This is a genomic window from Flavobacterium rhamnosiphilum, from assembly GCF_004349195.1.
Classification (GTDB): Bacteria; Bacteroidota; Bacteroidia; order Flavobacteriales; family Flavobacteriaceae; genus Flavobacterium; species Flavobacterium rhamnosiphilum.
Map to the genome: position 1 here is coordinate 57,230 of NZ_SMLG01000004.1, position 25,602 is coordinate 82,831.

The following is a 25,602-nucleotide window of genomic DNA, read 5'->3' on the forward strand; positions in this document are numbered from 1 at the left end:
TTCTATGTGGTTTAAACTTCAACTTATTTTAATGCGTTTGACCTGATTATTGTGTGTATATTTATGATTTTAAACGAATTATATTTTAAAATAATAAACGAATTCAGGTTACTCGTTTAATTTTTTTTCTACAATTATAACTGGGTGCAAACTTCAGAAAACCACCGCAATTTTCGTCCCTTTCGATAGATTGTTGCACGATTAGATTCCCAATTGTAATCATATTGCACAATTCGTACAGCTCAGTACTAATTTGATTGTTTTTAATTATTGTTTCTAATTCGTCTTGCCATTGCATCAATTGCTCTTTTGCTTTACGCAAATCAACATCAAAACGCACAATTCCTGCATTTTGGCGCATTAATAATTGCAATTCGGTTTTGATCTTAGCAATGTAATCTGGATTTATGATAGGTTTTAGTTCTAATTTACAATCAGAAATGGAACTGATAAAAAGGACGTTTTCGAAAGGAGCTTCTGCCAAGTAATTATAAATTTTATCCGAATACACTAAAGCTTCCAGCAAGGAATTGGACGCTAATCGATTGGCACCATGCAGGCCTGTACGGGAACATTCGCCACAAGCAAATAGATTTTCTATAGATGTTTTCCCATTTTTATCAACTGTAATTCCGCCACAGAGATAATGTTGTGCGGGAACCACGGGAATCCAATTTTTTGTAATGTCTATTCCAATCTTTTTGCAATGCTCGTAAATCATCGGAAAGTGTTTTGTAAACGGCTCTAAATCTAAATGAGTACAATCTAAATAAACGCAATCATCCCCCGTTTTTTTAAGTTCCAAATCGATGCTTTGGGAAACGATATCACGGGAAGCCAATTCCGCTCTGTTATCATAATCGAGCATAAACCGGGTGCCTTTTTTGGTGCGTAAATAGGCTCCAAAACCGCGCACTGCCTCCGAAATTAGAAACTTCGATCCAACGGAAGTATTATACAATGCGGTAGGATGAAATTGAATAAATTCCATGTCTTTAATGGAGGCATTCGCACGGAAAGCCATCGCGATGCCATCGCCTGTCGCAATTATCGGATTGGTGGTGTGTCCGTAAAGATGCCCAATTCCGCCAGTGGCAAGCAGTGTAAAATCTGATTGGAAGGTGATAATTTCATTCGTTTTTTGATTTAAAACAAAAGCTCCCAGACACTGATTGTCTTCCGTAATCAGATCCAGCGCAAAATGATGGTCTAAAACCGTGATATTTCCTTTTTGATGTACTTGGTCTAAAATAGCACGTTCAATTTCATGGCCGGTTTGGTCTTTATGATGTACCACCCTGTTTTGGGAATGTCCGCCTTCTTTGCCTAAATCAAAATTTCCTTTAGCGGTTTTATCAAATTTTGCGCCCCATGCTATGAGTTCTTTCAATCGTTTTGGACCTTCTGTAACGACCATTTTGACGACTTCAACATCACACAAACCATCGCCGCAGATTAAGGTGTCTTCAATGTGTTTTTGATACGAATCCTCGGTTTCATCTGTAACAATGGCAATGCCGCCTTGCGCATATTTAGTGTTGGATTCATCGGCATTTGACTTGGTAACAATAGTCACTTTCTTGTCGGGAAAACGGTCTGCAATTTTTATGGCAAAAGTCAATCCGGCAACTCCTGAACCAATGATTAAATAGTTTGTTGTAATCATTATTTAGATAATTCTAGCATTCGTTCAATAGGAAGCAATGCTCTTTCTCTAATGTGCTCCAGAACGATAATTTCGGGAGTTTCATTAAGCAAGCAGTCATATACTTTTTGTAAGGTATTCATTTTCATATAGCCACATTCACTGCAAGCACAGGTATTATCTTCTTGTGATGGCGCCGGAATCAGTATTTTATGGGGCACTTCCTGTTGCATTTTGTGAAGAATTCCCGCTTCGGTAGCGACAATAAACGTGTTGTTTGGGTTTGTTTTTACGTAATCAATCATTCCGGCTGTCGAACCAATATAACTGGCGGTTTCCAGAATATGCGTTTCTGATTCGGGATGCGCAATGATTTTAGCATCGGGATGCAGTTTGTGGACTTCTATTAATTTATCCAAGGAAAAAGCTTCATGCACCACACAGGAACCGTCCCAAAGCAGCATGTCTCTTCCTGTTTTGCTGATGATATATTTTCCTAAATTCTTATCCGGTGCAAAAATAATGGGCGTTTCTTTGGGAATGGATTCCACTATTTTCAAAGCATTCGATGAGGTACAGACAATATCACTCAACGCTTTAATTTCGGCGGAACAATTCACGTAAGTAATGACAATGTGATCGGGGTGCTGGTCAATGAATTTTTTGAATAAATCAGGAGGACAGGATTCGGCAAGAGAACATCCTGCTTTTAAATCGGGAAGAATTACTTTTTTGGTTGGGTTTAAAATTTTTGCGGTTTCAGCCATAAAATGTACACCGGCAAAAAGAATAATATCTGCATCTGCTTTCCTGGCTTCTATTGACAATCCTAAACTATCTCCCACATAATCTGCTACATCCTGAATAGCGGGTTCCTGATAATAATGGGCTAAAATAACCGCATTTTTCTCTTTTTTTAAGGCTAATATTCGTTCTTTAAGGCTATTCATCGTTTTTAATTTTTCTGGTTTTACTATTTAAATGCTTACTGAAAGGAATTTTTATTTAGACATAATAATTAAGGAAATACCACTGCTGAATTTAAAATCAGGTATTTCTTATATGACTGTCCGCTTTGCGGAATAACATTGTTTTTTTGCCACAGATTTAAAAGATTTTCACTGATTTTTCGTAATAAATCTAATTCACTTTTCTTTAATCTGTGGGAATCTTTTAAATCTGTGGCAAAAAGTATTGTTTGGTATTAGTTACGGATAGTCATAATTTCTTATTATTCTGATTTAAGTTGTTTTAAACCCGTAAAAGTACTTTAATAACAGACGAATGGATATGATATTTATCAGGTTTTAAACTATTCCATTTTGCGATATTTGTTGCCTATTTAATAAATTATTTAATGCATGACAACAACTAAACCGTTACATACTTTCCATATCCCCGTGATGGGACTTGCTTACACCATAGACAGTCCAATTCGAGTGGCAAAGTATGGGATATCCTCAGTGATTTCGATCATAGACGATGATCTTATAGAAAAAATGAATGCTTTTTACAGCGAAAAATTTAGCCTTCCGTATCAGGAAATTTCTCAAAAAATGCACGATTATCGAGCAGAACGCATCACGTCGTATCTGAATTTGGTAGACAAAATCGTAAAAGACAAATTCGAGAATTTCAAGAATGAACTGGCTGAAAGTAAATTGGCATTAGAGAATTATATTGCCATGTTGCCCAACAAGTCAGAGATAAAAAAAGGACTTCAGCATCTAATGGATGACGGAATTGCTTTTAAGGAAAACATCAAAAATTATCTTGAAAATAACCTGAGCGCTGGTGCCATTGATGTAAATATCATGACCAAAATCGACAAGGATAATTTCATTAAAGACGAACAATTACCGGTAGCTTTCAATGACGCCCATGCTTCACTTCGTGGTTTTGCCAATAGCAACTTAACTTCTTCGGTAGTGCTTTCGGCAGGGATGAATCCGAGATTGTACAGTTATTTCGAAAATTTCGAGGTTTTTTTCCCGGACAGCAATAACACTTTAAAGAAGAAAATAATTCTGAAAGTGAGCGATTTCCGTTCGGCAATGATACAAGGGAATTTCTTGGCCAAAAAAGGACTTTGGGTTTCTGAATACCGAGTTGAATCCGGATTAAACTGTGGCGGACACGCTTTTGCTACTGATGGCTATTTGTTAGGTCCCATTTTGGAAGAATTCAAACAAAAAAAAGAACAATTGATCCAGTCTGCGCACGATTTAATGGTGAAAGCTTTAGTGCAAAAGGGAATGCACGTTCCTGAAAATCCATTGGAATTAAAAATAACGGTTCAGGGCGGAGTAGGTACAGCCGAAGAACATGACTTTTTATTGGATTATTATGATGTGGATTCTGTGGGTTGGGGGACTCCATTTTTATTGGTTCCCGAAGCCACTTCTGTAGATGAAGCCACGCGTAAATTATTGGCAAATGCCAAAGAAAAAGATTTATACCTGAGTCATATTTCTCCTTTGGGAATTCCTTTTAATACCTTGAGAGGAACAACCAACGAGCACTTCAAACAAAAGCGTATTCATGATAATAACGCGGGAAGTTCTTGTCCGAAAAAGTTTTTGGCGTTAAGCAAAGAATACGGAGCAAAAGGAATTTGTTCTGCTTCCAAAAAATTTCAAGATTTAAAATTAGAGGAATTGGACAGTAAGAAAGATACTTTGACTGCTGAAATGTTCGAAAATGCGAAAAACAAAATCACCGAAAAATCCTGTCTTTGTGTTGGTTTAGCCAATGCTTCCTATCTGGAAAATGGCATTAAGATTAAAGGACAGGCGCAAGGTGTTGTCATTTGTCCTGGGCCTAATATGGCTTATTTTGACCATGAAGTTTCACTTTCTGAAATGGTTCAGCACATTTATGGAAACACTTCGGTATTGACTGTCACCAATCGTCCGAATATGTTTGTCAAAGAATTGAAAATGTATCTGGATTATTTGAAGAACGAAATTGCAACGGTTTCTGCCGAACTTACGGCGCCACAAATAAAAAAATGGAACTTGTTCAAGAACAATTTGGCGGAAGGAATCGCGTATTATCAATCGCTGTTCTCTTCATCGGATGCTGCTGAAAACAAGAATCAAAGTACACAATACCTGTTGCATTTCTATAAAGAGGAATTGTTTGGCATTAAAATTCCGGAACTGGAATTAGCATAAAACTATTTCAATAGAGTTTTAAAAAATAAGGCCTCTTCACATTCGTTTATCGAAAGCTGGAGAGGGTTTTTTGATATTTTGTTAGTCGCTTATAATTTATGTACAAGGCAGTCTTTAAATTAAGCCAATTGCCCAAATCCAGCGAAACCTTATCTATTGGTGTAGTGTTTTTCTTTAGTTCAAATCTTTAATGTAAAGAAAAGGGCTAAAATCTATTGGGTTATTTTTCTTTGCAAAATATTTTATTTTGTCTTCTTTTATAATTTCATTGTTTTTTGTCCATCGTAAATTCCAATTTGAGTTGGAAGGATGGATTATTGGTTTTGAAAATTCTGAATTTTCTTTTTCAATTTTCCAAGTCCATTTTGGTTTTTGGTTTTCCACTTGATATGGTTCTAAATCCCATAATTCAAGTTTATTGTCAAAACTACCATTTTCAAGAGGAAAATTGATTTCAATTAAAGGTTTAAAATATGTCAAATCAGATTCAGAATATCCTCTATTTGGAAATTTAATAAAACCCATTTTTTTCCAAAATTGTTCAGATTCAATTGGTGAGCAAAATAATTTTATAGCTAATAAATCTTTGCTCTTATAGTATTCTGCAATCTTTTCGTAAAACAATTTTCCAAAACCTCTTTTTCTGAAATTTGGATTTATTTCTAAAATATCAATTAAAGCATAAATTTCACAACTTGTCCATATGACAAAACCGATAATTGAAATCTCGTTGTGAAAAATTATTAATTCGTTATTTTCAAAACCTTTTTCTATGACATTCCAATTGCAATAAAATCCTTGTTCAGTTTTTTCATACTCTTCGGATAACCAAAATTTGATTTCATTTAAATTTTCAATACTTGGTTTTGTGTTAATTTGATATTCAGAATTCATTTTTACGATTTTTTACACACGTTCCCATGCTTGGCTAGGTTAGGGACTAAATTAAGTCCGTTTTTCGGATTTGCCAAAAGAACGCAAATACAAAACTAACTTTCCATTAAGTCAATTGCCTAAATCCGTTGTAGCATCTATGTAGGCTATTTTCGAGGTAAAAAGAATCCTTTAATACAGTTCATATTTCGGATGCATATTTGTATGTGACTTTTCTTTTGTACACCTGCACCAGGAAATGCAGGTCCACCTTCTGTGAAAACACCTCTTGCTGAGTCAAACTCTTTTAAGAGAGTTGTATTATCTTGCTCTATTTCTTCTTTTATTTTTTGATGAAGATACTGAATTACTGCACAATCTAATTCTCGTATTAATAGGTCTTTGTGTTCGTCTTCTTTTACATCTTTATTTTTTGGTAATTCTTTTTCGATGCTGGAAAAATCCTTTTGCATTAATTCATAATATACCGAAAGCATTTTAATGAATTCGCTATCAATTAAATCAAGACAATAATCAAGTGTAAATACAACGCCAATTACAGAAGCTTTTTTAATTTGACCTTTTTTTTCTTTGTCTTTAGCCCATTGTAAGGCTCTATCATAGTTGTTTTCCCATACATAAAATCCGTGACCTAGCCAATCAAATGGTTTTTCACTAATTTTTACTTTTTTGGGTTTTGTAAGGAGTTGTTGCGCTACAGATTCATCGCAACCATGAAATCCGATTAAAAGATTAGATCTCGAACTATACATTTATTCAGCAATGGATAGTACACGTTCCAGATTTGGAAAAGATTTAGTCATTTTTCCTTCTTTAGTAACAATGCCAGCTGAACTCAAAGATTTAATAGCTGATTCTTTAGAGCTCTGTCTTTTTTCAAGTTTTTTCGCTAAAGCTATTAGCAATGCTGTCTGACTTTTATTCATAATTCAAGGATAATTATTTTTCAAATATACAAAATTATATCAATATTTCTTTAGTTCGGTATTTTTTAGCTTACATACAACTTGTTTATACCAACAATAGAATGGCTAGAATCCACCCAAAACCGTTAGACTTCATGCCGTAAAATAGTTTTTGTAAAGATAAGATTGCTTTTGGTTAATACCGTAAGAAAGTATCGCCTGATTTTATTCCCATTGCCAATTCTTCCAGATTGGTGTTTTCGAGCATGAAAGCCAATTCATTTCTGATGGCCTTGAATTTATCATGAACCGGACAAGGATGATCCTCGGAGCAGTGACTTAATCCCAGACCGCAACCGGTAAAAACGCGGTTTCCATCTAATGCCGTTACAATTTGGGACAGTTTTATTTGGTTCATGGTTTCTTTTGGGATTTCAAATCCGCCACCAACCCCTTTAATCGAATGGATAATATTATCCTTGGATAGTATTTGTAAAATTTTGGCCGTAAAAGCCTCGGGTGAATCTATTTTTTTAGCAATATCTCTGAGCCCAACCCTATTATTTTGATAGGATTCTGATGCTATAAAAATGGTGGCTCGAATTCCGTATTCACAGGTTTTAGAAAACATAGTTGTTTTTTTACAAATTTATAGAAATAAGTGCTATTCCTTTTGAATATTTTTTATTCTTTGGGTCGACCGTTTTTTATTTCCAAAAAAGATCATCGTTCTTTTCTGTAAAAGATGCTTCGGTATGAATTTCTTTAATTTTGGCTAACTGGTCTTCGGTGGCTATTTTTTGAATTTCAACAAATAGAATGCGTTCCTCAAAACGAATGTGTGCTTCCAATTCTTCTTCAATGTGTCCTAAAGATTTTTCTATATCGGTAGTTTGTTTGAATAAGCGTTTCAATCGACGATGTTCTGTCAACGCTCGTTTTACAAGGTCATTTTCTGCCCCTAAAATGGGAAATACGTGTTTTTCTTCCAATTCAAAATGGGGTTTCAAATGCGTTTTAAAAAACCAGTCCGTATATTTTTTGATGCGATCGGGTTCAATTTGCTTCGAAAAACCGGTTCGTATTTTCCAACACAATTGCAAACCATGATGATGATCGTGGCTTAAAGGTTGTAATTCCGGAGCTCTTTTTAATGGTTTATTTGATATCATAGTATATAAATTTAAAACCCGCCAAAACGGATGAAAGAACCAAAAATGAGCATCAATACACCAATTATCGTAACAGATAATATGTGAAAAGCCATTTCAGGCAACTTGTCTGGATTATTTTTAAGTTTGGGAATTACCCTAAACTGTGCGCTCAAGGCGAAGGCTGCCGTCAAAAACAATAAAAGTAATTTTGTAGAAACCACTTTCTCAATAGGAGTGGCAAACTGGAACCAATATTCGATGCTAACGCCGTATTTATAAGCCATTAAAATCCCCGTTACAACCAGTACAACCAGTGCTGTCATTCCTACAGGTTCATACTTTTTTTCATAATTCAAAATAATGCTCGGGTCTTTCTCTTTAAGGGCTTGGGGCAAATGTCCAAAGACCAATAACAAATGGCCGCCCACCCAAACTGTGGCACTTAAAAGATGGATAATTAACAAAAAATGATGGTTCATGTAAATTTTATTTGTTTTTAAAGATACGCTTTTGTCAGCAATGCTACTTTAGAATCAACCTCTAAAATGTACTTTAATACGTGCGGTAGAAAGATTTTCCTTTTCCAATTCCTTAACAGAATAGCCCAATTTTTCTAACGTTGTCGCTCCATTCACAAAATGCTGGATGTAATAATTTCCCTGATAGTTTTGCTGCTCTAAATACTGTATCATGGCTTGCATGTGATTCTTATCAATCAAATCCGAATGTACCGTGGTGCGAACTTCAAACGGGAGTCCATTTTCGACTAATAAACGCAGCGACTTTTCAAAAGGCAAAAAAAGATTAGACTGTGTTATCTTTTCAAAATGAACGGGCATGGCTTTAAAATCCAACGCAACATAATCGATCAATTTCTTTTCAAGTAATTGTTGCAAAACCTCAGGTCGTGATCCATTGGTGTCAATTTTTACCAAAAAGCCCATTTTTTTGACTTCGGTAATGAGTTGAATACAGTTTTTATGCAACAGGCATTCGCCTCCGCTAAAAACCACCGCGTCCAACAAATTTTTTCTGGAATGAAGAAAAGTAAGCGCTTTTTCGAATGAAATAGCTCCTTTTCCGAGTACAATTTCTGGATTGTAACAATACAAACAGCGCATATTACAGCCTGCAAACCAAAGAATGCAAGCTGATTTATGCGCATAATCTAATAAAGTAAAAGGCGTTATGCTGTAAATGGGATTACTAACATTTTCCTTCATTGAAATGGGTTCGCTGTTTGTGTTCTCCTTTTTTTCCAATATTGAAACTTTCTACGGGTCTGTGATAGCCCATTACTCTTGTGTACACTAAACATTTGGTTCTCAAATGTTGGTTTTTTTCTAAAATCGGGTTTGTTGTTTTCATATTTTTTAGAGGTTACGAATTATTAGTTATGAGTTAAAAGTTATGAGTGGCTATATTGTCCTTGTTGAATTGCCGTTGGCTTTAGCCAACGGTTGCAGATCAGAATATAATATTGGGCTTTAGCCCAATAGATAACATTTATTTAGGCTAAAGCCAAACCATGTCCATGTTATTCTCGATCCCGTTGGCTTTAGCCAACGGCTATTCATTAAATTTCAACTTTTTTTCTTCAATTAGAATTTCATCACATTTCGGGCAATATTCGTGTTCGCCATTCAAATAACCATGAATGGGACACACGCTAAACACTGGCGTAACGGTAATGTAAGGCAATTTGAAATTAGATATTACTTTCTTCACAAACTGTTTGCAGGCTTCCGGAGAACTGATTTTTTCACTCATATACAAGTGTAAAACTGTTCCTCCGGTATATTTACATTGCAATTCGTCTTGTAAAAACAACGCTTCAAAAGGATCTTCAGTGTGATCCACCGGAATCTGGGAACTGTTGGTGTAATAAATATTGTCGCCCTGTCCGGCTTGTATAATGTTCGGGAAACGTTTTTTGTCTTCTTTGGCAAAACGGTAGGTGGTTCCTTCGGCTGGTGTGGCTTCCAGATTGTATAAATTTCCTGTTTCCTCTTGGAATTCTTTCATTCGGTTTCGAATATGCTCCAAGATTTCTGATGCAAATTCGATTCCTGACGAAGAGGTAATAGCATCTTGATTTCCGGTAAAATTCGTAATCATTTCGTTCATTCCGTTTACACCAATGGTCGAAAAGTGATTTCTGAAATGTTGCAGATATCGTTTGGTGTACGGATACAAACCGCGGTCGTACATTTCTTGTATAAACACTCTTTTTTTCTCTAAAGTCGATTTAGAAATATATAATAAACGATCTAATTGTTTGAATAACTCCGCTTTATTTCCTTTGAATAAATAACCCAAACGCGCCATATTGATGGTTACTACGCCAATGCTTCCTGTCATTTCTGCACTTCCAAAAAGTCCGTTTCCACGTTTTAACAGTTCTCTTAAATCGAGTTGCAAACGACAACACATGCTGCGAACGGCATTGGGTTTATAGGCGTTTTCATTTTCTACTTTATTGCCATTTTCATCCAAAACATATTGACTTCCAATGAAATTCTGGAAATAGGAAGAACCGATTTTTGCTGTATTTTCAAAAAGTAAATCGGTGTTTTCTCCATCCCAGTCAAATTCTTCGGTGATGTTTACTGTTGGAATAGGGAAGGTGAACGGCTGTCCGTTGGCATCGCCTTCGGTCATTACGGTGTAATACGCTTTGTTGATGAGGTTCATTTCCTTTTGAAAATGCTCGTAACGCAATTCGGTTACTTTTGTAACGCCTCTTTCCCGGGCTCGCAATAAGAGATCAAAATCAAAATTGTCCTCAAAAAAATGATAGTCATTTTTCGTCGGAATTTGGGTTTTCAAATCATCGGGAACGACCCAGTCCAAAGTGATATTCGTGAAAGGCGATTGTCCCCAACGCGCCGGAACATTCAAATTATAAACAAAACTGCGAACGGCTTTCAAGACATCCTCAAAAGACAAATCATCTTTGAAAACATAAGGAGCCAAATACGTATCAAACGAACTGAAGGCTTGCGCTCCGGCCCATTCGCTTTGCAAAATCCCAAGGAAATTCGCCATTTGTCCCAAAGCTTCTCTGAAATGCGAAGGCGCTTTGCTTTCCACGCGTCCGCGAACGCCATTAAAACCATCGTTGAGCAATACCCGCAGACTCCAACCGGCGCAATATCCGGTCAAACAATCTAAATCATGAATGTGAATATCGCCATTGCGATGCGCATACCCTTCTTCTTTTGTATATACTTTGTCGAGCCAATAATTAGCAATGATTTTCCCGGCAACATTGTTGACCAATCCCGCATTAGAGTAGGAGGTATTGGCATTGGCATTGATGCGCCAATCCGTTTGTTCGATGTATTCTTCGATGGTTTGTGTGCTGTCAACATAAGTGGTGTCTTCGTTTAAGCCATTTACATGTTCGCGTTGCAATTTGCGCGTATGTCTAAACAACATAAAGGAACGCATGACTTCAAAATACTGTTTTTCAAAAAGGTTTTTCTCGATTAAATCCTGAATTTCCTCAACAGCCCAGGTTTCTTTGGATTGTAAATCTTGAATAATCTTTTCGAAAAGGATTTCATCAAATGCTATGGAAACACTCTGAAAGCTTTTTTCAATCGCGTCTTTTATTTTAAAACTCTCAAAAGGTTTGTATTCGCCGTTTCTTTTGATAACATATTTTTCCATAGCATGTGATGGTTTAAGGTTAGATTATTGGGGTTTATTTTATTCTTGTTCGGAGAATTTTTTTTCTAAAAGCATGGCGCTTGGAAACAAAATATTGTTTTCCAAATGAATGTGTTTGTGTAAATCCTGCTCAAAATCAGCTAGCATAGCATAAGTCACACGGAAAGTACTACAACCATCGGCCGGCGGTGTATAATTATTGGTTAGCGATGCTATTTTAACAAAACGATCTCCTTCGGCTTCATGTTCCTCCATCATCATGGCAATGGGGTTTTTTACTGTTCCAAATTGTGGTTTCGCAATTTGTTCTTCTGTAAGCGCTGCTTTTGCCATTTTTTTTACAAAAGGAAACAAAATCAGTTCTTCTTTTTTCATGTGTTGCGCTAATTCGCCTGCACAACCGATGAAGAGTTCATTGATTTCGAATAATTCAGGATGATTTGCACCATGAACTTTGCACAGTTTGTCTAAAAAAGGAAGCAAAATTTGCGTTTTTTCTTCTACATAACGGTGATGCGTTTTCTCAATATAATCTGCCAATAGGTCCAAAGGCCACGTTTTGAAATCTATGGCACTGTCATTTTTGGTTGCCAAAATAGTATTTAACTGTTCCATTAATTGATCTGTATCAATGTCTTTTTTTTCGCAAGCTTCCTCGATTGTTCGATTTCCTTTGCAGCAAAAATCAATTCCGTATTTTGAAAATATTGCTGCGGTTCTAAAATCTTTTGCAACGTATTCTCCGATTGTTATTTTCTCTAAAGTTTCCATGAGATCTGTTTTCGATTAAAATTATTTATGCAAAAATAATCATTATTTTAAATAAAAGACAAATTTATCCGAATTTAAATTTTTTAATTTATTTTATTTGTAATTCAATAGTTGTCAAATAGATGTGTTTTTTATAATTTTTTTTTAATGGATTATAATTTTACAATTTAAATAAAAATCAAAAGATGATTTTTATCATGTTTTAGCCTTTTTTTAAGGCATTAATTTGCAGTAAACAAATAAAAGACATTTTTATCTTTTATTTAAATTAGAGTAAATTTATTAACTAACAAAAACGAAATACTTATGCTTTCAAAATCACAGGCAAGAGCATTTTTTTTAGGAGGAACATTGGTCACCTTTTTAATCTTTATAGGATTGACCATTTATTCGTTCATGCCAAGGAATGATCAAACAAACTACAGCAAGATTACCAAAGATGTAGTGAGAGGAAAAGAAATTTGGGAGACCAACAATTGTATGGGCTGTCATACCATTATGGGCGAGGGAGGGTATTATGCTCCCGAGTTAACAAAAGTGGTGGATCGTCGCGGCGAAGGATATATCAAAGCGGTTTTGATGTCGCCTATTCCTTGGGCACCAAATGGACGAAAAATGGTGGCTTATCATATGAATGAAGCGGATGCCAATGCCATGGTTGCCTATTTCCAATGGATTGGAAAATTAGATTTAAATGGTTTCGACCGAATCGTTTCCCCTTTAGCTAAAGAAAATAATTAAAATTTTTAAAAATGAAATATAAATCACAAAAAGTAGCCTACTGGTTTTTTGCACTATGCATGCTTTTGTTCTCGCTGCAAATTATCTATGGCTTTATCATGGGCTTTGACCGAATAGGAATTCAAGGCTTACATGAAATTATTCCTTTTAACGTGGCACGAGCGGTGCATACCAATTTGTTAGTAGTATGGTTGCTAACCGGTTTTATGGGTGCCGCTTATTACATTATTCCCGAAGAAGCGCAACGCGAATTAATAAGCGTGAAATGGGCTTATGTTCAACTGATTTCATTAGCCATTGTAGGCGTTGTTACGATAATTGGCTTTCACTTCAACCATTGGGAAGGAAGAAAATTTTTAGAAATACCAAGAGAATTAGACTATTTAGTAGTTGTAAATGTACTGTTGTTCTTATTCATAATTTTGGGTACACTTTTCAAAGGAAAACGACAAACTACTACGGCTTTAGTACTAACAATGGGATTATTTTTTGCGGCCCTGCTTTATATACCCGGAATGATTTGGTTTGACAGCCAGGTAATGGATTCATTTTTCCGTTGGTGGGTAGTTCACTTGTGGGTTGAAGGTGTTTGGGAATTAATTATGGGAGGTATTTTATCTTTCCTATTGATCAAATTAACTGGAGTTGACAGAGAAGTTATCGAAAAATGGTTGTACGTAATTGTTGGACTTACCTTTCTTTCCGGAGTTCTGGGGACTGGGCACCACTACTATTACATTGGAGTAAATAAAATTTGGTTAATCGTTGGTGGAATTTTCTCTGCCTTAGAACCTTTGGCTTTCTTAGCGATGGCATTATTTGCTGTGAACATGTACAGAAAAGGGGAAAAAAGTCATCCGAACAAAATCGCTTTATTCTGGACTATCGGTTCGGCTATCGTTTCTTTTGTAGGTGCGGGATTACTTGGTTTTGCACATACATTGCCACAAACAAACTTGTATACGCATGGAACTTTAGTAACTGCAATGCACGCTCACTATGCATTCTGGGGCGCTTATGCGATGATTGTTCTAGCGATGATTAGTTATGCTTTACCCAACTTAACGGGACGTAAACGTTACGAAAGCTCGCAGGGTATGATGGCTTTTTGGCTGTCTAATATTGGAATCTTGGGGATGACCGTAGCCTTTGGTGTTGCCGGAGTTGCTCAAGTGTATATGGAACGAAAAATGAAAATGGATTTCATGGTTGTTCAGCATGAAATCAGCATCCATTTTGTAGTGCTTCTTATTTGTGCTACCATGTTTACCATAGGAATTGGTCTATTTATTTTTGATTTTATCAAATACGGCAGACCTACAGATGAAGCTTTAGAAGGACCGCATAACGAACCCCTTTCTTTTCCTGAAATAAAAAAAGGACTCAATCATGCTTCCAAGAAAAAAGACGCATTTTCAGAAGAAACAAAATAGAGCTTCTTAAAAATTTAGTATAGCCAACGAAACTCATCACTATTGCAAACAGAACTTGTCATCGCCTGTAAACATTAGAGTGGGTTTCGTTTTTTTAAAATATAATTATGACACTAAATATCCCATATTACCACGCGGTAGGCAAAGAAAAAGAGGTCTTTGAACACGCTTATAAAAACAAAATTCCTTTCCTGTTGAAAGGACCAACCGGAACAGGAAAATCCCGTTTTGTGGAATACATGGCGCATCAATTGGATAAAAAAATCATCACAATTAGCTGTCATGAAGAAACATCTTCTACGGATTTAATTGGCCGATTTATTATCAAAGGTGCCGAAACGGTTTGGCTGGATGGTCCGTTAACCACTGCTGTAAAAGAAGGAGCGATTATTTATTTGGATGAAATCGCCGAAGCGCGGCCCGATGTTATTGTAGCCATTCACTCTTTGACGGATCACAGAAGGGAATTATTCATAGACAAATTAGGCGAAACCGTAAAAGCGCATAACAATTTTATGTTGGTCGCTTCCTTTAATCCCGGTTATCAAAGAGGTTTTAAAGAACTAAAACCATCGACTCGTCAACGATTTATTGCCGTTTCTTTTGAATATCCGGAAACGAAGATTGAAACTGAAATTTTGGTAAAAGAAACGAATGTTAATCCTGATGTTGCCAAAAAACTGGTAGCCATTGGAAACAAAATTAGAAACCTAACCGAATTAGGTTTGACAGAAACCGTTTCGACCCGACTTCTGGTAGATGCCGCCAAAATTATTCATTCTGGTCTTCCAAAACGATTGTCGGTTCATGTGGCTATTGTAGAACCGTTAACCGATGATTTACAAACGGTGGAAGCATTGAAGGATTTGTGTGATTTGATGATTTAAATCAGAAAAAAATGGGTTTCGAAATAGACGAATATATAGTTGGGAAGTTATTCAGACACTTAAAAAAAAGTAAAAAGATACATCCCGAAATTATTGCAAGAACTGTAACGCTTAATGACATAAAACCTCGGTTGACTATTTTGGCTCGTGCTTTGACGGGGAAACCAATCGAAATTTTCCCTGCCGAAAGAGAAGGAGGATATAAGAATAATAATTTTTTTCTTCCCATTTCTTTTTCCAAATTACCTACGAAAAAAGATAACCTTACTTTTTATCTTTTTAGGATTTTGTACCTGAGCGTACAGCAGCGGTTGAATTTGAATTGGACTTTGGAAGAAAAAGACCAGCCTTTGGCACTTTCACAACAAAAAGCATTTGAAACATCTGAAGCTGTTCTGGCCATTTTGTTTGAAGAATTTTCGATCGATAAAAAATTTCATACCGAAACAAAACAGCATTTCATTCAAAAAGAGAATGGGAAAAATGCTCCTGATTTTTCTTGGCTGTATGGCAAATGGATGCAAAATGAAATAGAAAAAAACAGCAATACCATTCTCGAAAATTTCTCTGATAAAACCAAAAAAGCGAATGAAAATCAGGCTTTAACAACTTTAAAAACAAAAGCGGTAGAAGAAGTGATTACTGTTGAGGTCGATAAAAAACAACAGGAAGATTATGTCTTGCTTCACAATTTTGAAAAAGTGGAAACTGCCGAAGAATTCAATGGAACTTGGCGTGACTTTGATGGTTCTGACGAATTGGAAGAGCATCAGGAAGCATTGGAAGAGTTGAATATGAAATACACGGTTCGGGTAGATGATACGGCACATTCCGTTTATCAATCTGATTTTATTGAGAATACTTCCATCTCCGAAAGTGCCGAAATTGATGCCAAAGGATTCCATCTTACGTATAACGAATGGGATTTTAGCAAACGTATTTATAAGGAGAATTTCTGTAAAGTATATCCGAAATCTCAACAGAAAACGGACCCTAATTACTATAAAAAGACCATTGCAAAAAATGCTTCGACCTTATTGGGTTTGCGTAAAATGTTGACCAATGTCAATAACAGAATGCAACAGCAAAAACGCCAGACACAAGGAGATGAATTCGATATCGATGCCATTACAGATTTGTATACTGATGTTCATTCGAAACGAACGCCTTCGGAAAATATATACATTTCAAATCGAAAAAAAGAGAAGGATTTATCGATTTTAATCCTTTTGGATATTAGCCTTTCCAGTGATGGATATGCCGCAGGAAACCGTGTGATTGATGTGGAGAAAGAAGTTTCTATTCTTTTTGGAGAAATCTTAAACGAGTTCAATATTGATTTTTCCATTGACAGTTTTTACTCCAAAACACGAAATTTTTCGACCTATTTAACGGTAAAGGATTTTGATGAAAATTGGAACATCGCCAAACATAAAATTGGAGCGATAGAACCCAATGGATATACCAGAATTGGAGCCGCTTTGCGTCATGCCGGCGCACGACTCGATAAAAGAAACACTAAAAACAAATGGGTGATCCTGATTTCTGACGGCAAGCCCAACGATTATGATAAATACGAAGGAAAGTACGGCATCAATGATGTGAAACAAGCACTTCGGGAACTCAATAACAGGAATATTAATTCCTATGCTTTGGCTATTGAAGCCCAGGCAAAATATTATCTGCCACAAATGTTCGGGCAAAATCACTATCAAATTTTAACTACACCAGTCGAATTATTGCGATCCTTGGTGCAATTGTACGAAAAAATTAAACATCAAAAATAAATACTATAATGAACGCTATTTCCAATACCACAACACTTCCAGAAGGACATCCGGTTCAGATTTACTTTCAGGAAAACGACATTATTCATGCACTTTTAGAAGAATTATCAGCAGCAAATCCTGAGGATGATTTACAGAAATACACCAATATTTTCAACCAGCTTCATACCATCGAGAAACGATTTGCCCGTAAAGAAAATCAGCTTTTTCCGTTTTTAGAAAAAAAAGGATGGGTAGGGCCTTCACAGGGAATGTGGTCTTTTCATGATAATTTAAGAGAGCAATTCCGTTTAATTCAGTACTATCTTAAAATGAATAATCCGGAGAAAATCAATGTCAATACTCCTTTTTTGGTCAATGGAATTTACAGATTGATGCAGATGGAAGAAACGGTTTTGTTTCCAAATGCTTTAGACCTCCTTACCGAAGCCGACTGGATTGAAATGCGCAAGGGCGAAGAAGAAATAGGTTGGATGCTGCCAGAAGCTCCAGCTCCTTATCCAAAACAAGAATACATTCACCCAAGTGAAGATTTTACCAAAAGAGAAATGTCTTTTTCGCTCGAAAATACGTCTCATTACGATGAGGGATATATGACGGTGGAGCAGGTGAATTTACTTTTCAAAACGATGCCGTTAGATCTTACTTATGTTGATGAAAACGACAAAGTGATTTTCTATAATCGGGGAGAAGAACGCGTATTTCCCAGAAGTGCCGGGATTATTGGTCGTGAAGTCAAGTTTTGCCATCCGCCAAAAAGTGTGGGAACTGTGCTTAAAATCTTGGATGAATTTAGGAAAGGAACAAAAAATGAGTCTTCATTTTGGATTAATTACAAAGAACGCCTGATTTACATTCGCTATTTCGCTGTCAGGGATGCCGATAAAAACTACAAAGGTGTCATAGAAATGTCTCAGGACATTACCGACATCAAGAAAATAGAAGGCGAGAAACGATTATTGGACTGGGATTAATTTCACTGTGAAAATAGCCCTTATTTTTTTTAACCTCCTCTTTGCTTGCAACCAGATTCCAACTCATAAATTGTGAAGGGGAGGTTATTCTTAAAACATTGGGTTAATAAAATAAATTTGAACTATATGTGTCCAAAATGCCAACGCAATAACCGAAGAACACTACTTTTATTTCTATTATGTCCACTTTTTGCACTGACTCTTTTCAGTTTCATATTTTTTAAAAATGAAAAAGCAAAAGAACATCATCTTGAAATAAAAACCCCTGATGAAGCGATTATGGATTTAAAAAATGGCAACCTGCGTTTTTTAGAAAATAAGTCCGCTCACCTCAATTATGCGCATGAAATTGATCTTACAAAAAAAGAGCAACATCCGCATACATTGGTTTTAACGTGTATTGATTCTCGGGTTCCTCCTGAAATTATTTTTGACCAAGGTATTGGAAATCTATTTGTAGCAAGAGTTGCCGGTAATATAGAAGACGATAACATTTTAGGCAGTATGGAATTTGCCACTACAATTAAACACACCAAGCTTATCGTGGTTTTAGGACACAATCATTGCGGTGCAGTTCAAGGTGCAATTGATAATGTTGGTTTAGAACATTTAACCCAACTCACCTCGCAAATCAAACCATCCATAAATCCACACAAAACTTATCCATTATCGGACTATACCATTGATGATACTTCGCGGAAAAATGTTGTTTTGACCATTGAAAACATCATACGGAAAAGTGCCACACTAGAACATCAATTAAAAAATAAAGAAATAAAAATTATTGGTGCTTATTACGATATCACTAATGGAAAAGTAGCTTTTTTAGAAAATAATAAAGCACTCAAATAACACTATAAATACAATCCTATAAAATGAACACACTCAAAATCGATTACAAAAACATCTACTATCCGCCAGGAGGTATTTTGATGTGGATTATTATTTTCTTGGAGCTAATCACTTTCGGAATGGCGCTGTTAGCATTCGTTTATTACGGAAAAGAGCAGCCTGAATTGTTTCATCAGTCACGGTTGCAACTCAATACTACTTTTGGAGCAATAAACACTATTTTTTTGTTGACGAGTGGTTTTTTTATGGCCAATGCAGTCTTGGAGTTTAAAAACAATAACCGTTTAAAGTCGTCTTTGTATTTTAAATTGACCATGCTTGGCGGAACATTATTTTTAATCTTAAAAGGAGTTGAATACTATCATAAAATGGAATCGGGTATCACTCCAGAAACTAATGTTTTTTTTACTTTTTATTGGTTGTTAACCGCTTTTCATTTGATTCATGTAATCATGGGTTTGGTAATTTTAATCTGGACCAACTATGGAATGACCAAGAAAAATTCAGATACCGGTATTGACGATGTTGAAGCCTGCGCTGCTTTCTGGCACATGTGTGATTTGATTTGGTTGTTGCTATTTCCTGTTTTGTACTTAATTTTTTAGAAAATGAAAAAAACACTTTTTATTACGTATGGTTTATTGATTGTATTGACGGCTTCAACGGCTTTGATTTCGAATACAATGTCTGTTTCTCGTCTTGCAATTATTCTAATTATGGGATTATCTGTACTGAAATTTCTCTTGGTTTCTTTCGAATTCATGGAACTTAAAAAGGCAAATGCTTTTTGGAAAGTGAGTTTGATTTCGGTTTTAGGGTTGATTGTTTTAGGATTAGTTTTGTAAAAAAAGGCTCTTAAATAAAAGTTAAAAACATGACAAATGTCATAATAAAGGATAAAGTTATCTTTTATTTTTACACTATAAATCACGATTAATTTAACACCTGATTATTATGGAAATTACATTTAATTTTAACAAACAAAGTAGGGTAGTAGCCATTGCTTTTTTTGTAGCCCTTGGTTTGTTTTCTTGTTCTAAAAATGAGGAAAAAGACGCAAAATATTATGAGAGTATTAAGATAGAAGGTCAAAAAACAGCAGAACTGACTGCACCACCTTTTGTTCCTAAACCCGTGGGCGATCGTGCAGCCACGAAATTGGTTGTGAACATGGAGATTAAAGAACAAGAGGGAGAAATGGTAGATGGTGTTAAATATACCTATTGGACCTTCGGGGGATCAGTTCCTGGAAGTTTTATAAGAACTCGAGTTGGTGACGAGGTAGAATTTCATTTGAAAAATCACCCCGATAATAAAATGCCGCACAATATAGATTTACATGCGGTAACTGGACCAGGAGGAGGAGCAACCTCTTCATTAGTGGCACCGGGACATGAAAAAGTATTCAATTTCAAAACGTTGAATCCTGGCTTGTATGTATACCATTGTGCCACAGCTCCAGTTGGGATGCACATTGCAAACGGTATGTATGGTTTGATTTTAGTGGAACCTGAAGGTGGTTTGCCTCCGGTTGACAAAGAATACTACATTATGCAAGGCGATTTTTATACCAAAGGAAATTATGGGGAACAAGGATCTCAACCATTTGATATGAATAAAGCGATTAAAGAGCAACCTGATTATGTAGTGTTTAATGGAAAAGTAGGGGCGTTAACAGGAGATAAAGCATTAACAGCCAAAAAAGGGGAAACAGTGCGTATCTATGTGGGTAATGGTGGACCAAACTTAGTCTCTTCTTTCCACGCAATTGGTGAAATATTCGATAAAGTTCATATTGAAGGTGGCGATATGATTAACAAAAATGTCCAAACAACTTTGATACCAGCCGGTGGTGCTGCAATAGTTGAATTTAAAGTGGATGTTCCCGGTACGTTTATCCTGGTAGATCACTCTATTTTTAGAGCTTTCAACAAAGGGGCATTGGGAATGTTAAAAGTAGAAGGGGATGATAATAAGTTAGTCTATTCCGGAACAACACAAGAAGGAATTTATTTGCCAGAGGGCGGTACCATACAAAATATGCCTAAAGTGAAAGGTTCGGCTCAAAGCGTTGCGGTAAAAACTGTTGCTGAACATGTTAAAGCAGGGAAAGAACTCTACGGTAGAACCTGTCTAGCCTGTCACCAATCTGAAGGGCAAGGAATTCCAAATGCCTTCCCTCCATTAGCCAAATCAGATTTCTTAAACGCTAATTCTGGCAGAGCAATAAATGCTGTTTTACACGGATTGAGCGGAGAAGTTACTGTAAATGGTGAAAAATTCAATAATGTCATGACCAGTCAAAATTTGACCGACGATGAAGTAGCCAGCGTGTTGACTTATGTGTATGATAGTTGGGGAAATAATAAAACGGTTGTAACGCCTGCAATGGTTAAAACATTAAGAGGAAAAGTAGCTCTAAAAGCAAAAGATATTCATGAATAAAAACGGGATTGAATCCAAATCTAAACAAGTATTTAAACAATAATTATAATAATATGAAAAAGTATATTTTATGCATCGGAATGATGGGATTGGCTTTACAAGGATACAGTCAAAGCGCTGATAAAGGAAAAGGAATTTATGCGAAAACGTGTATCGCTTGTCACCAAGCTGCCGGGCAAGGAATTCCGGGTGCTTTCCCTCCTTTAGCGAAATCAGATTACTTAAATAAAGATGTGAATCGCGCTGTAAAAGGTGTCGTAAAAGGGTTAACCGGGCCAATTACTGTAAATGGTAAAAAATTCAGTGGTGCCATGCCCGCACAAGCATTAAGCGATCAACAAATAGCGGATGCGATGACCTATGTTTACGCCAGTTGGGGAAATAACAAAACCACGGTTACACCAGCAATGGTAAAAGCCCAAAGAAAATAATTCGTACAGCTTAAAAGAAATTAGCCATGTTAAATATGAAAAGATTTTTGCCACTATTTTTGTTTCTTATTACAGCATCGCTATGGTCCCAAGTTGTTAAAATGGCTTCTATTGAAAGGGGAACTTTTGTTCCCCTTTATGGAGCTACAAGTAAAAAACCAGTACAAGTTGACGCTTTTAGCATGGATATTTATCCGGTTACCAATGCCCAGTTTTTGGAATTTTTGAAGAAATATCCAGAAAACAGTCGCTCTAGAATGAAAGGTATTTTTGCCGATAAAAGTTACTTATCGCAATGGGAAAGTGATTTTAATTATGGTTCTGCCAATTTAAGTACTGCTCCGGTAACGAATGTTTCTTGGTTTACAGCCAAAAAATATTGTGAATGCCAAGGAAAACGATTACCCACCATGGACGAATGGGAATATGTCGCCATGGCCGATGAGAAACGGATTGACGCACGTACCAAAGAAAGCTTTAATAATTACATCTTGTCTTGGTATGAAAAGCCAAAAACTTATGCAAATCCGGTAGGTCAGACCTTCAAAAATTATTGGGGTGTTTATGATATGCATGGATTAGTTTGGGAATGGACAGCCGATTTCAATAGTGTTTTTCTTTCCGGGGAATCCAGAAAAGACAAAGATACGGACCGGAATCTATTTTGCGGAAGCGGTTCTGTCAATGCAACAGATTTAATGAATTATGCCGCTTTTATGCGTTATGCTTTCCGAGGAAGTCTTAAGGCACGATTTACTACTAAAAACCTCGGTTTTCGATGTGCAAAAGATAAAAAGTAGCGCTCAAAATCAATTCAAATAATAACAGAAATGAAATCAAATAGTCACAACCCCAGCTTATCTGAACAGGCGAATCTTCTAAAGGTAAAAACTGAAAAAAACACATGCAAAACGCTTTTTTTAGGATTCCTTTTAATTCTTTTATCACTTCAGTCCTGTGTTAATAAATCAAAAGCGGAAACAATAGACAAACCTATTTCGGATTTATCCATTTACAATCTTCCGTCAAAATGGACCAATGAAGAAGGAGAAGATATCGAAATGAAGGATTTGAAGGGAAAAGTGCTGGTTATGGTTATGATTTACACTTCTTGTAAATCTGCTTGTCCAAGATTAGTGGCCGACATGCGAAATATTGAACAAAGATTGCCGAACAACATAAAGGATAATGTGAATTTGGTTTTAGTGAGTATCGATCCTGCTGTAGATACGCCCAAACGTTTAAAAGCATTTGCCATTGAAAATAAAATGGACGGCGCACAATGGGTTTTCTTACGTTCATCAGAAGAAAATACAAGAGAATTTGCAGCGGTTTTGGCTGTAAATTATAAAAAAATAGCGCCTTTGGAATTCTCCCATTCCAATATCATAAGTGTATTTAATGCTGATGGGGAATTAGCGTATCAACAAGAGGGTTTAGGTGTCAATTCAGACCAAACCATTCAAAAGATTACTGAGGAAGCACAAAAAATAAATTAAACATGAAACTATTTAAAATAATTGGTTTGTCATTTTTAGGAATGGTAAGCATGGGAACTTATGCCCAAGAGTTGGATGCCAATCTGCAACTCAGACCGCGTTACGAATACCGAAACGGTTTTAAAAGCCTTATTCCAAATGACGAAAAGGCAACCTCATTTGTATCGCAACGTTCCCGATTAAATTTTAATTACAAGCAAGAAAAATTAAAAGCCAAATTAACATTGCAAAACATTCGCACTTGGGGTGATGTGGCAACCACCACACAGGTTGATAAAAACGGAATCGCTTTATTTGAAGCTTGGGCACAATATGATTTTGATGCCAAATGGAGTGCGCGCTTGGGTCGCCAAGTGATTTCATATGACAATCAGCGTATTTTTGGAGAAATTGATTGGGCACAACAAGGACAAAGTCATGATGCCGCAGTGATTACGTTTCATCCGGCAAATCATCAATTGGATTTAGGTTTTGCTTTGAATGCCAATGCAGAAAATTTATTGGAGCCGAAAACTGCCTACACGACTAACTACAAAAACTTACAATATGCATGGTATCATACCCAGTTTAGTAAATTAAATTTGAGTTTGCTACTGTTAAATACCGGATATGAATTTGAAAAAACAATTGGCAATTTAGAAATAGATTACAAACAAACCTTTGGTACCTACCTTTCTTTCAAGGAAAAAAAATGGGATACTAATTTTGGAGCTTACGGACAAACAGGAAAAAGCGCCGATAAAAAGGTGAACGCTTGGTATGCAGGAGCATTCCTTGGTTATGCAGTCACCAATACATTCAAAGCGGGATTAGGATATGAATATCTTTCGGGTAAAAACCAAAATGACAGCAGTTCTGACATAAAATCGTTTAGTCCAATTTTTGGAACCAATCATGGTTTTAATGGTTTCATGGATTATTTTTATGTAGGAAATCATCAAAATAGTGTGGGATTGCAAGATGCCTATTTAAAGTTAAATTATACGTCTAATAAATGGCAATTTACGTTAATGCCACATGTTTTTAATGCGCCGAATACTGTTTTGGATGCTTCCAATAATAAAATGGACAGCTATTTAGGAACGGAACTTGATTTTACTGCCGGTTACACCCTTCAGAAGGACATTGTTGCTTCAGCGGGATACTCTCAAATGTTTGGTTCGGGAACTTTAGAAAGATTAAAAAATGGTACTGATGCCGCCAATACCAACAATTGGGTTTGGGTAATGGTTTCTTTTAGCCCTAGAATATTTAGTTTAAAATAGATTTTACCCAGGTTAACTAATTCAAAGAAAACCTCGTTTATGTAATTATAAACGAGGTTTTTTATTTAATTATCTTGATGACTATTCAGGGAATTCACATTTTTGAATTTTATAAATTTACTCTCTATGGTCAAAGGTTTCCTTATAAAAAAGATCAATTGGTATTTTAATCCATAGTGTTCTCACTCCATTGCAACTCTAGGTTATATCCTTTGAATCTTGATAAAATTTTGAAGGGGATATATTTTTTATTAAGCGGAATTGTTTGTTAAAATGGGAAGGGCTATTATAACCACTTAAATAGGCTGCTTCTGTAATACCGCAATTATCTTCCCTAATCAATTTACAGGCGTATCCAATTCGTATTTCATTTAGAAAAGACGAAAATGTTTTTTTTGTCCTATTTTTAAAATAGCGGCAAAAGGCGGTTTTATTCATGGAAGCAATTGCGGCCACTTCATCTAATGTTATTGGATTAGAAAAATTATCCATGATATATTCGAACACCTGATTAATTTTCAAATCACCGTTAAATATGGTTTCCTTAAACAAAGGCGTGGCCAGCAGTTTATATTCACTTGATTTGGAAGCAAAATACAGAATATCAATAAAAGACAACAGTCGTTCCATGCCTTCAAATTCTAACAGCTTTTCTATTTTGTCTGTCATTTTTTTTCCAGTTTCATTCTGAAAAGAAATACCCCTTTCTGCATTTTTAAAGAGCTCCTTAAGTTTAACGGATTCCGGCAGTTCCAAAAATTTAGTGCCTAAAAAGGTGGAAGGAAATTGAATTATAATTGCCGAGCATTTCATCTTTGAAGGATTTATTTTTTTTGGAGGATCGCTTCTCCAAACATGTGAAAGTTTTTCTCCTACTAAAATAACATCCCCTTTCGAAAAAGTTTCTATTGAGTCTCCAACAAACCTTTTCCCGTGTCCCTTTAAAATCACAACGAGTTCAAGCATATCATGAAAATGCCACTTATCATTAAAATGAGTAAGCTTGTCTTTTCGGATATGGAAAGCTTGCCCAATAGGGTCTTCTAGTTTTCTAAAATTTGCCTTCAT

At 36.0% G+C, this 25,602-nt stretch carries 27 protein-coding genes; 14 read left to right on the forward strand and 13 right to left on the reverse strand.

Annotated elements, in window-relative coordinates:
- Positions 1–103 precede the first annotated feature (103 nt).
- Both nadB and nadA read right to left on the reverse strand, forming a co-directional pair.
- On the reverse strand, positions 104–1,666 hold the full coding sequence (gene nadB, locus E0I26_RS06790; RefSeq protein ID WP_131915736.1) for an L-aspartate oxidase: 1,563 nt from the start codon (positions 1,664–1,666) through the stop codon (positions 104–106).
- Positions 1,666–2,595, reverse strand: a complete 930-nt coding sequence (nadA, locus tag E0I26_RS06795) for a quinolinate synthase NadA (protein WP_131915737.1) — start codon at positions 2,593–2,595, stop codon at positions 1,666–1,668. Before nadA ends, nadB begins: the two co-directional genes overlap by 1 nt.
- Before the next feature lie 411 nt (positions 2,596–3,006).
- Here nadA and E0I26_RS06800 point away from each other — a divergent pair, with 411 nt between their 5' ends.
- Positions 3,007–4,821: a hypothetical protein gene (locus tag E0I26_RS06800; RefSeq protein ID WP_131915738.1), complete on the forward strand. Its 1,815-nt coding sequence runs from the start codon at positions 3,007–3,009 to the stop codon at positions 4,819–4,821.
- A 174-nt stretch (positions 4,822–4,995) separates the two neighbouring features.
- Here E0I26_RS06800 and E0I26_RS06805 read toward each other — a convergent pair whose 3' ends face one another.
- The 10 genes from E0I26_RS06805 to ric form a co-directional block, all read right to left on the reverse strand.
- Positions 4,996–5,715 carry a GNAT family N-acetyltransferase gene (locus E0I26_RS06805; protein ID WP_131915739.1) on the reverse strand — a complete coding sequence of 240 codons (720 nt, stop codon included), beginning with the start codon at positions 5,713–5,715 and terminating at the stop codon, positions 4,996–4,998.
- A gap of 146 nt (positions 5,716–5,861) precedes the next feature.
- Positions 5,862–6,467 (reverse strand): hypothetical protein, encoded by a 606-nt coding sequence (locus tag E0I26_RS06810; RefSeq protein WP_131915740.1) that lies wholly within the window; start codon positions 6,465–6,467, stop codon positions 5,862–5,864.
- Positions 6,468–6,641, reverse strand: coding sequence for a hypothetical protein (locus E0I26_RS16470; RefSeq protein WP_165929415.1), 174 nt, complete (start codon positions 6,639–6,641; stop codon positions 6,468–6,470). It abuts the gene before it with no gap.
- A gap of 175 nt (positions 6,642–6,816) precedes the next feature.
- The gene (locus tag E0I26_RS06815; RefSeq protein WP_131915741.1) at positions 6,817–7,251 is read right to left on the reverse strand and encodes an RrF2 family transcriptional regulator; all 435 of its coding nucleotides are present in this window, start codon (positions 7,249–7,251) and stop codon (positions 6,817–6,819) included.
- A gap of 76 nt (positions 7,252–7,327) precedes the next feature.
- Positions 7,328–7,792 (reverse strand): hemerythrin domain-containing protein, encoded by a 465-nt coding sequence (locus E0I26_RS06820; protein WP_131915742.1) that lies wholly within the window; start codon positions 7,790–7,792, stop codon positions 7,328–7,330.
- A gap of 11 nt (positions 7,793–7,803) precedes the next feature.
- A complete protein-coding gene (locus E0I26_RS06825; RefSeq protein ID WP_131915743.1) occupies positions 7,804–8,253 on the reverse strand; it encodes a CopD family protein in 450 nt (149 codons plus the stop codon).
- 54 nt (positions 8,254–8,307) lie between these two features.
- The gene (locus E0I26_RS06830) at positions 8,308–8,997 is read right to left on the reverse strand and encodes an anaerobic ribonucleoside-triphosphate reductase activating protein (RefSeq protein ID WP_131915744.1); all 690 of its coding nucleotides are present in this window, start codon (positions 8,995–8,997) and stop codon (positions 8,308–8,310) included.
- Positions 8,981–9,142, reverse strand: coding sequence for an anaerobic ribonucleoside-triphosphate reductase (nrdD, locus tag E0I26_RS06835; RefSeq protein ID WP_131915745.1), 162 nt, complete (start codon positions 9,140–9,142; stop codon positions 8,981–8,983). Before nrdD ends, E0I26_RS06830 begins: the two co-directional genes overlap by 17 nt.
- Before the next feature lie 201 nt (positions 9,143–9,343).
- Entirely contained in the window at positions 9,344–11,449 is a 2,106-nt protein-coding gene (locus E0I26_RS06840) for a ribonucleoside triphosphate reductase (RefSeq protein ID WP_131915746.1), read from the reverse strand.
- Positions 11,450–11,488: 39 nt separating this feature from the next.
- Complete coding sequence (ric, locus tag E0I26_RS06845; RefSeq protein ID WP_131915747.1) at positions 11,489–12,220, reverse strand: iron-sulfur cluster repair di-iron protein; 732 nt, start codon at positions 12,218–12,220, stop codon at positions 11,489–11,491.
- A 306-nt stretch (positions 12,221–12,526) separates the two neighbouring features.
- Between ric and E0I26_RS06850 the strand changes: the two genes are divergently transcribed.
- The 13 genes from E0I26_RS06850 (at position 12,527) to E0I26_RS06910 (ending at position 24,534) form a co-directional block, all read left to right on the forward strand.
- Positions 12,527–12,961, forward strand: a complete 435-nt coding sequence (locus E0I26_RS06850) for a c-type cytochrome (protein ID WP_131915748.1) — start codon at positions 12,527–12,529, stop codon at positions 12,959–12,961.
- Positions 12,962–12,972: 11 nt separating this feature from the next.
- On the forward strand, positions 12,973–14,394 hold the full coding sequence (locus tag E0I26_RS06855; RefSeq protein ID WP_131915749.1) for a cbb3-type cytochrome c oxidase subunit I: 1,422 nt from the start codon (positions 12,973–12,975) through the stop codon (positions 14,392–14,394).
- Between the two features lie 107 nt (positions 14,395–14,501).
- Positions 14,502–15,281, forward strand: coding sequence for a CbbQ/NirQ/NorQ/GpvN family protein (locus tag E0I26_RS06860; protein ID WP_131915750.1), 780 nt, complete (start codon positions 14,502–14,504; stop codon positions 15,279–15,281).
- Positions 15,282–15,292: 11 nt separating this feature from the next.
- A complete protein-coding gene (locus E0I26_RS06865; RefSeq protein WP_131915751.1) occupies positions 15,293–17,068 on the forward strand; it encodes a nitric oxide reductase activation protein NorD in 1,776 nt (591 codons plus the stop codon).
- Between the two features lie 8 nt (positions 17,069–17,076).
- Positions 17,077–18,042: a DUF438 domain-containing protein gene (locus E0I26_RS06870; RefSeq protein ID WP_131915752.1), complete on the forward strand. Its 966-nt coding sequence runs from the start codon at positions 17,077–17,079 to the stop codon at positions 18,040–18,042.
- Positions 18,043–18,168: 126 nt separating this feature from the next.
- Positions 18,169–18,894 carry a carbonic anhydrase gene (locus E0I26_RS06875; protein WP_131915753.1) on the forward strand — a complete coding sequence of 242 codons (726 nt, stop codon included), beginning with the start codon at positions 18,169–18,171 and terminating at the stop codon, positions 18,892–18,894.
- A gap of 23 nt (positions 18,895–18,917) precedes the next feature.
- Positions 18,918–19,499, forward strand: coding sequence for a cytochrome c oxidase subunit 3 (locus tag E0I26_RS06880; protein ID WP_131915754.1), 582 nt, complete (start codon positions 18,918–18,920; stop codon positions 19,497–19,499).
- 3 nt (positions 19,500–19,502) lie between these two features.
- On the forward strand, positions 19,503–19,739 hold the full coding sequence (locus E0I26_RS06885) for a cytochrome C oxidase subunit IV family protein (RefSeq protein ID WP_131915755.1): 237 nt from the start codon (positions 19,503–19,505) through the stop codon (positions 19,737–19,739).
- Positions 19,740–19,848: 109 nt separating this feature from the next.
- Positions 19,849–21,339 (forward strand): copper-containing nitrite reductase, encoded by a 1,491-nt coding sequence (gene nirK, locus E0I26_RS06890; protein WP_131915756.1) that lies wholly within the window; start codon positions 19,849–19,851, stop codon positions 21,337–21,339.
- Between the two features lie 53 nt (positions 21,340–21,392).
- On the forward strand, positions 21,393–21,770 hold the full coding sequence (locus E0I26_RS06895) for a c-type cytochrome (protein WP_131915757.1): 378 nt from the start codon (positions 21,393–21,395) through the stop codon (positions 21,768–21,770).
- A gap of 101 nt (positions 21,771–21,871) precedes the next feature.
- Positions 21,872–22,570, forward strand: a complete 699-nt coding sequence (locus E0I26_RS06900) for a formylglycine-generating enzyme family protein (protein ID WP_235831731.1) — start codon at positions 21,872–21,874, stop codon at positions 22,568–22,570.
- Between the two features lie 30 nt (positions 22,571–22,600).
- Positions 22,601–23,269, forward strand: a complete 669-nt coding sequence (locus E0I26_RS06905; RefSeq protein WP_131915759.1) for an SCO family protein — start codon at positions 22,601–22,603, stop codon at positions 23,267–23,269.
- Between the two features lie 2 nt (positions 23,270–23,271).
- Entirely contained in the window at positions 23,272–24,534 is a 1,263-nt protein-coding gene (locus E0I26_RS06910) for an alginate export family protein (RefSeq protein ID WP_131915760.1), read from the forward strand.
- Between the two features lie 198 nt (positions 24,535–24,732).
- Here the strand turns inward: E0I26_RS06910 and E0I26_RS06915 are convergent, their stop codons facing one another.
- Positions 24,733–25,602 (reverse strand): AraC family transcriptional regulator, encoded by an 870-nt coding sequence (locus E0I26_RS06915; RefSeq protein WP_131915761.1) that lies wholly within the window; start codon positions 25,600–25,602, stop codon positions 24,733–24,735.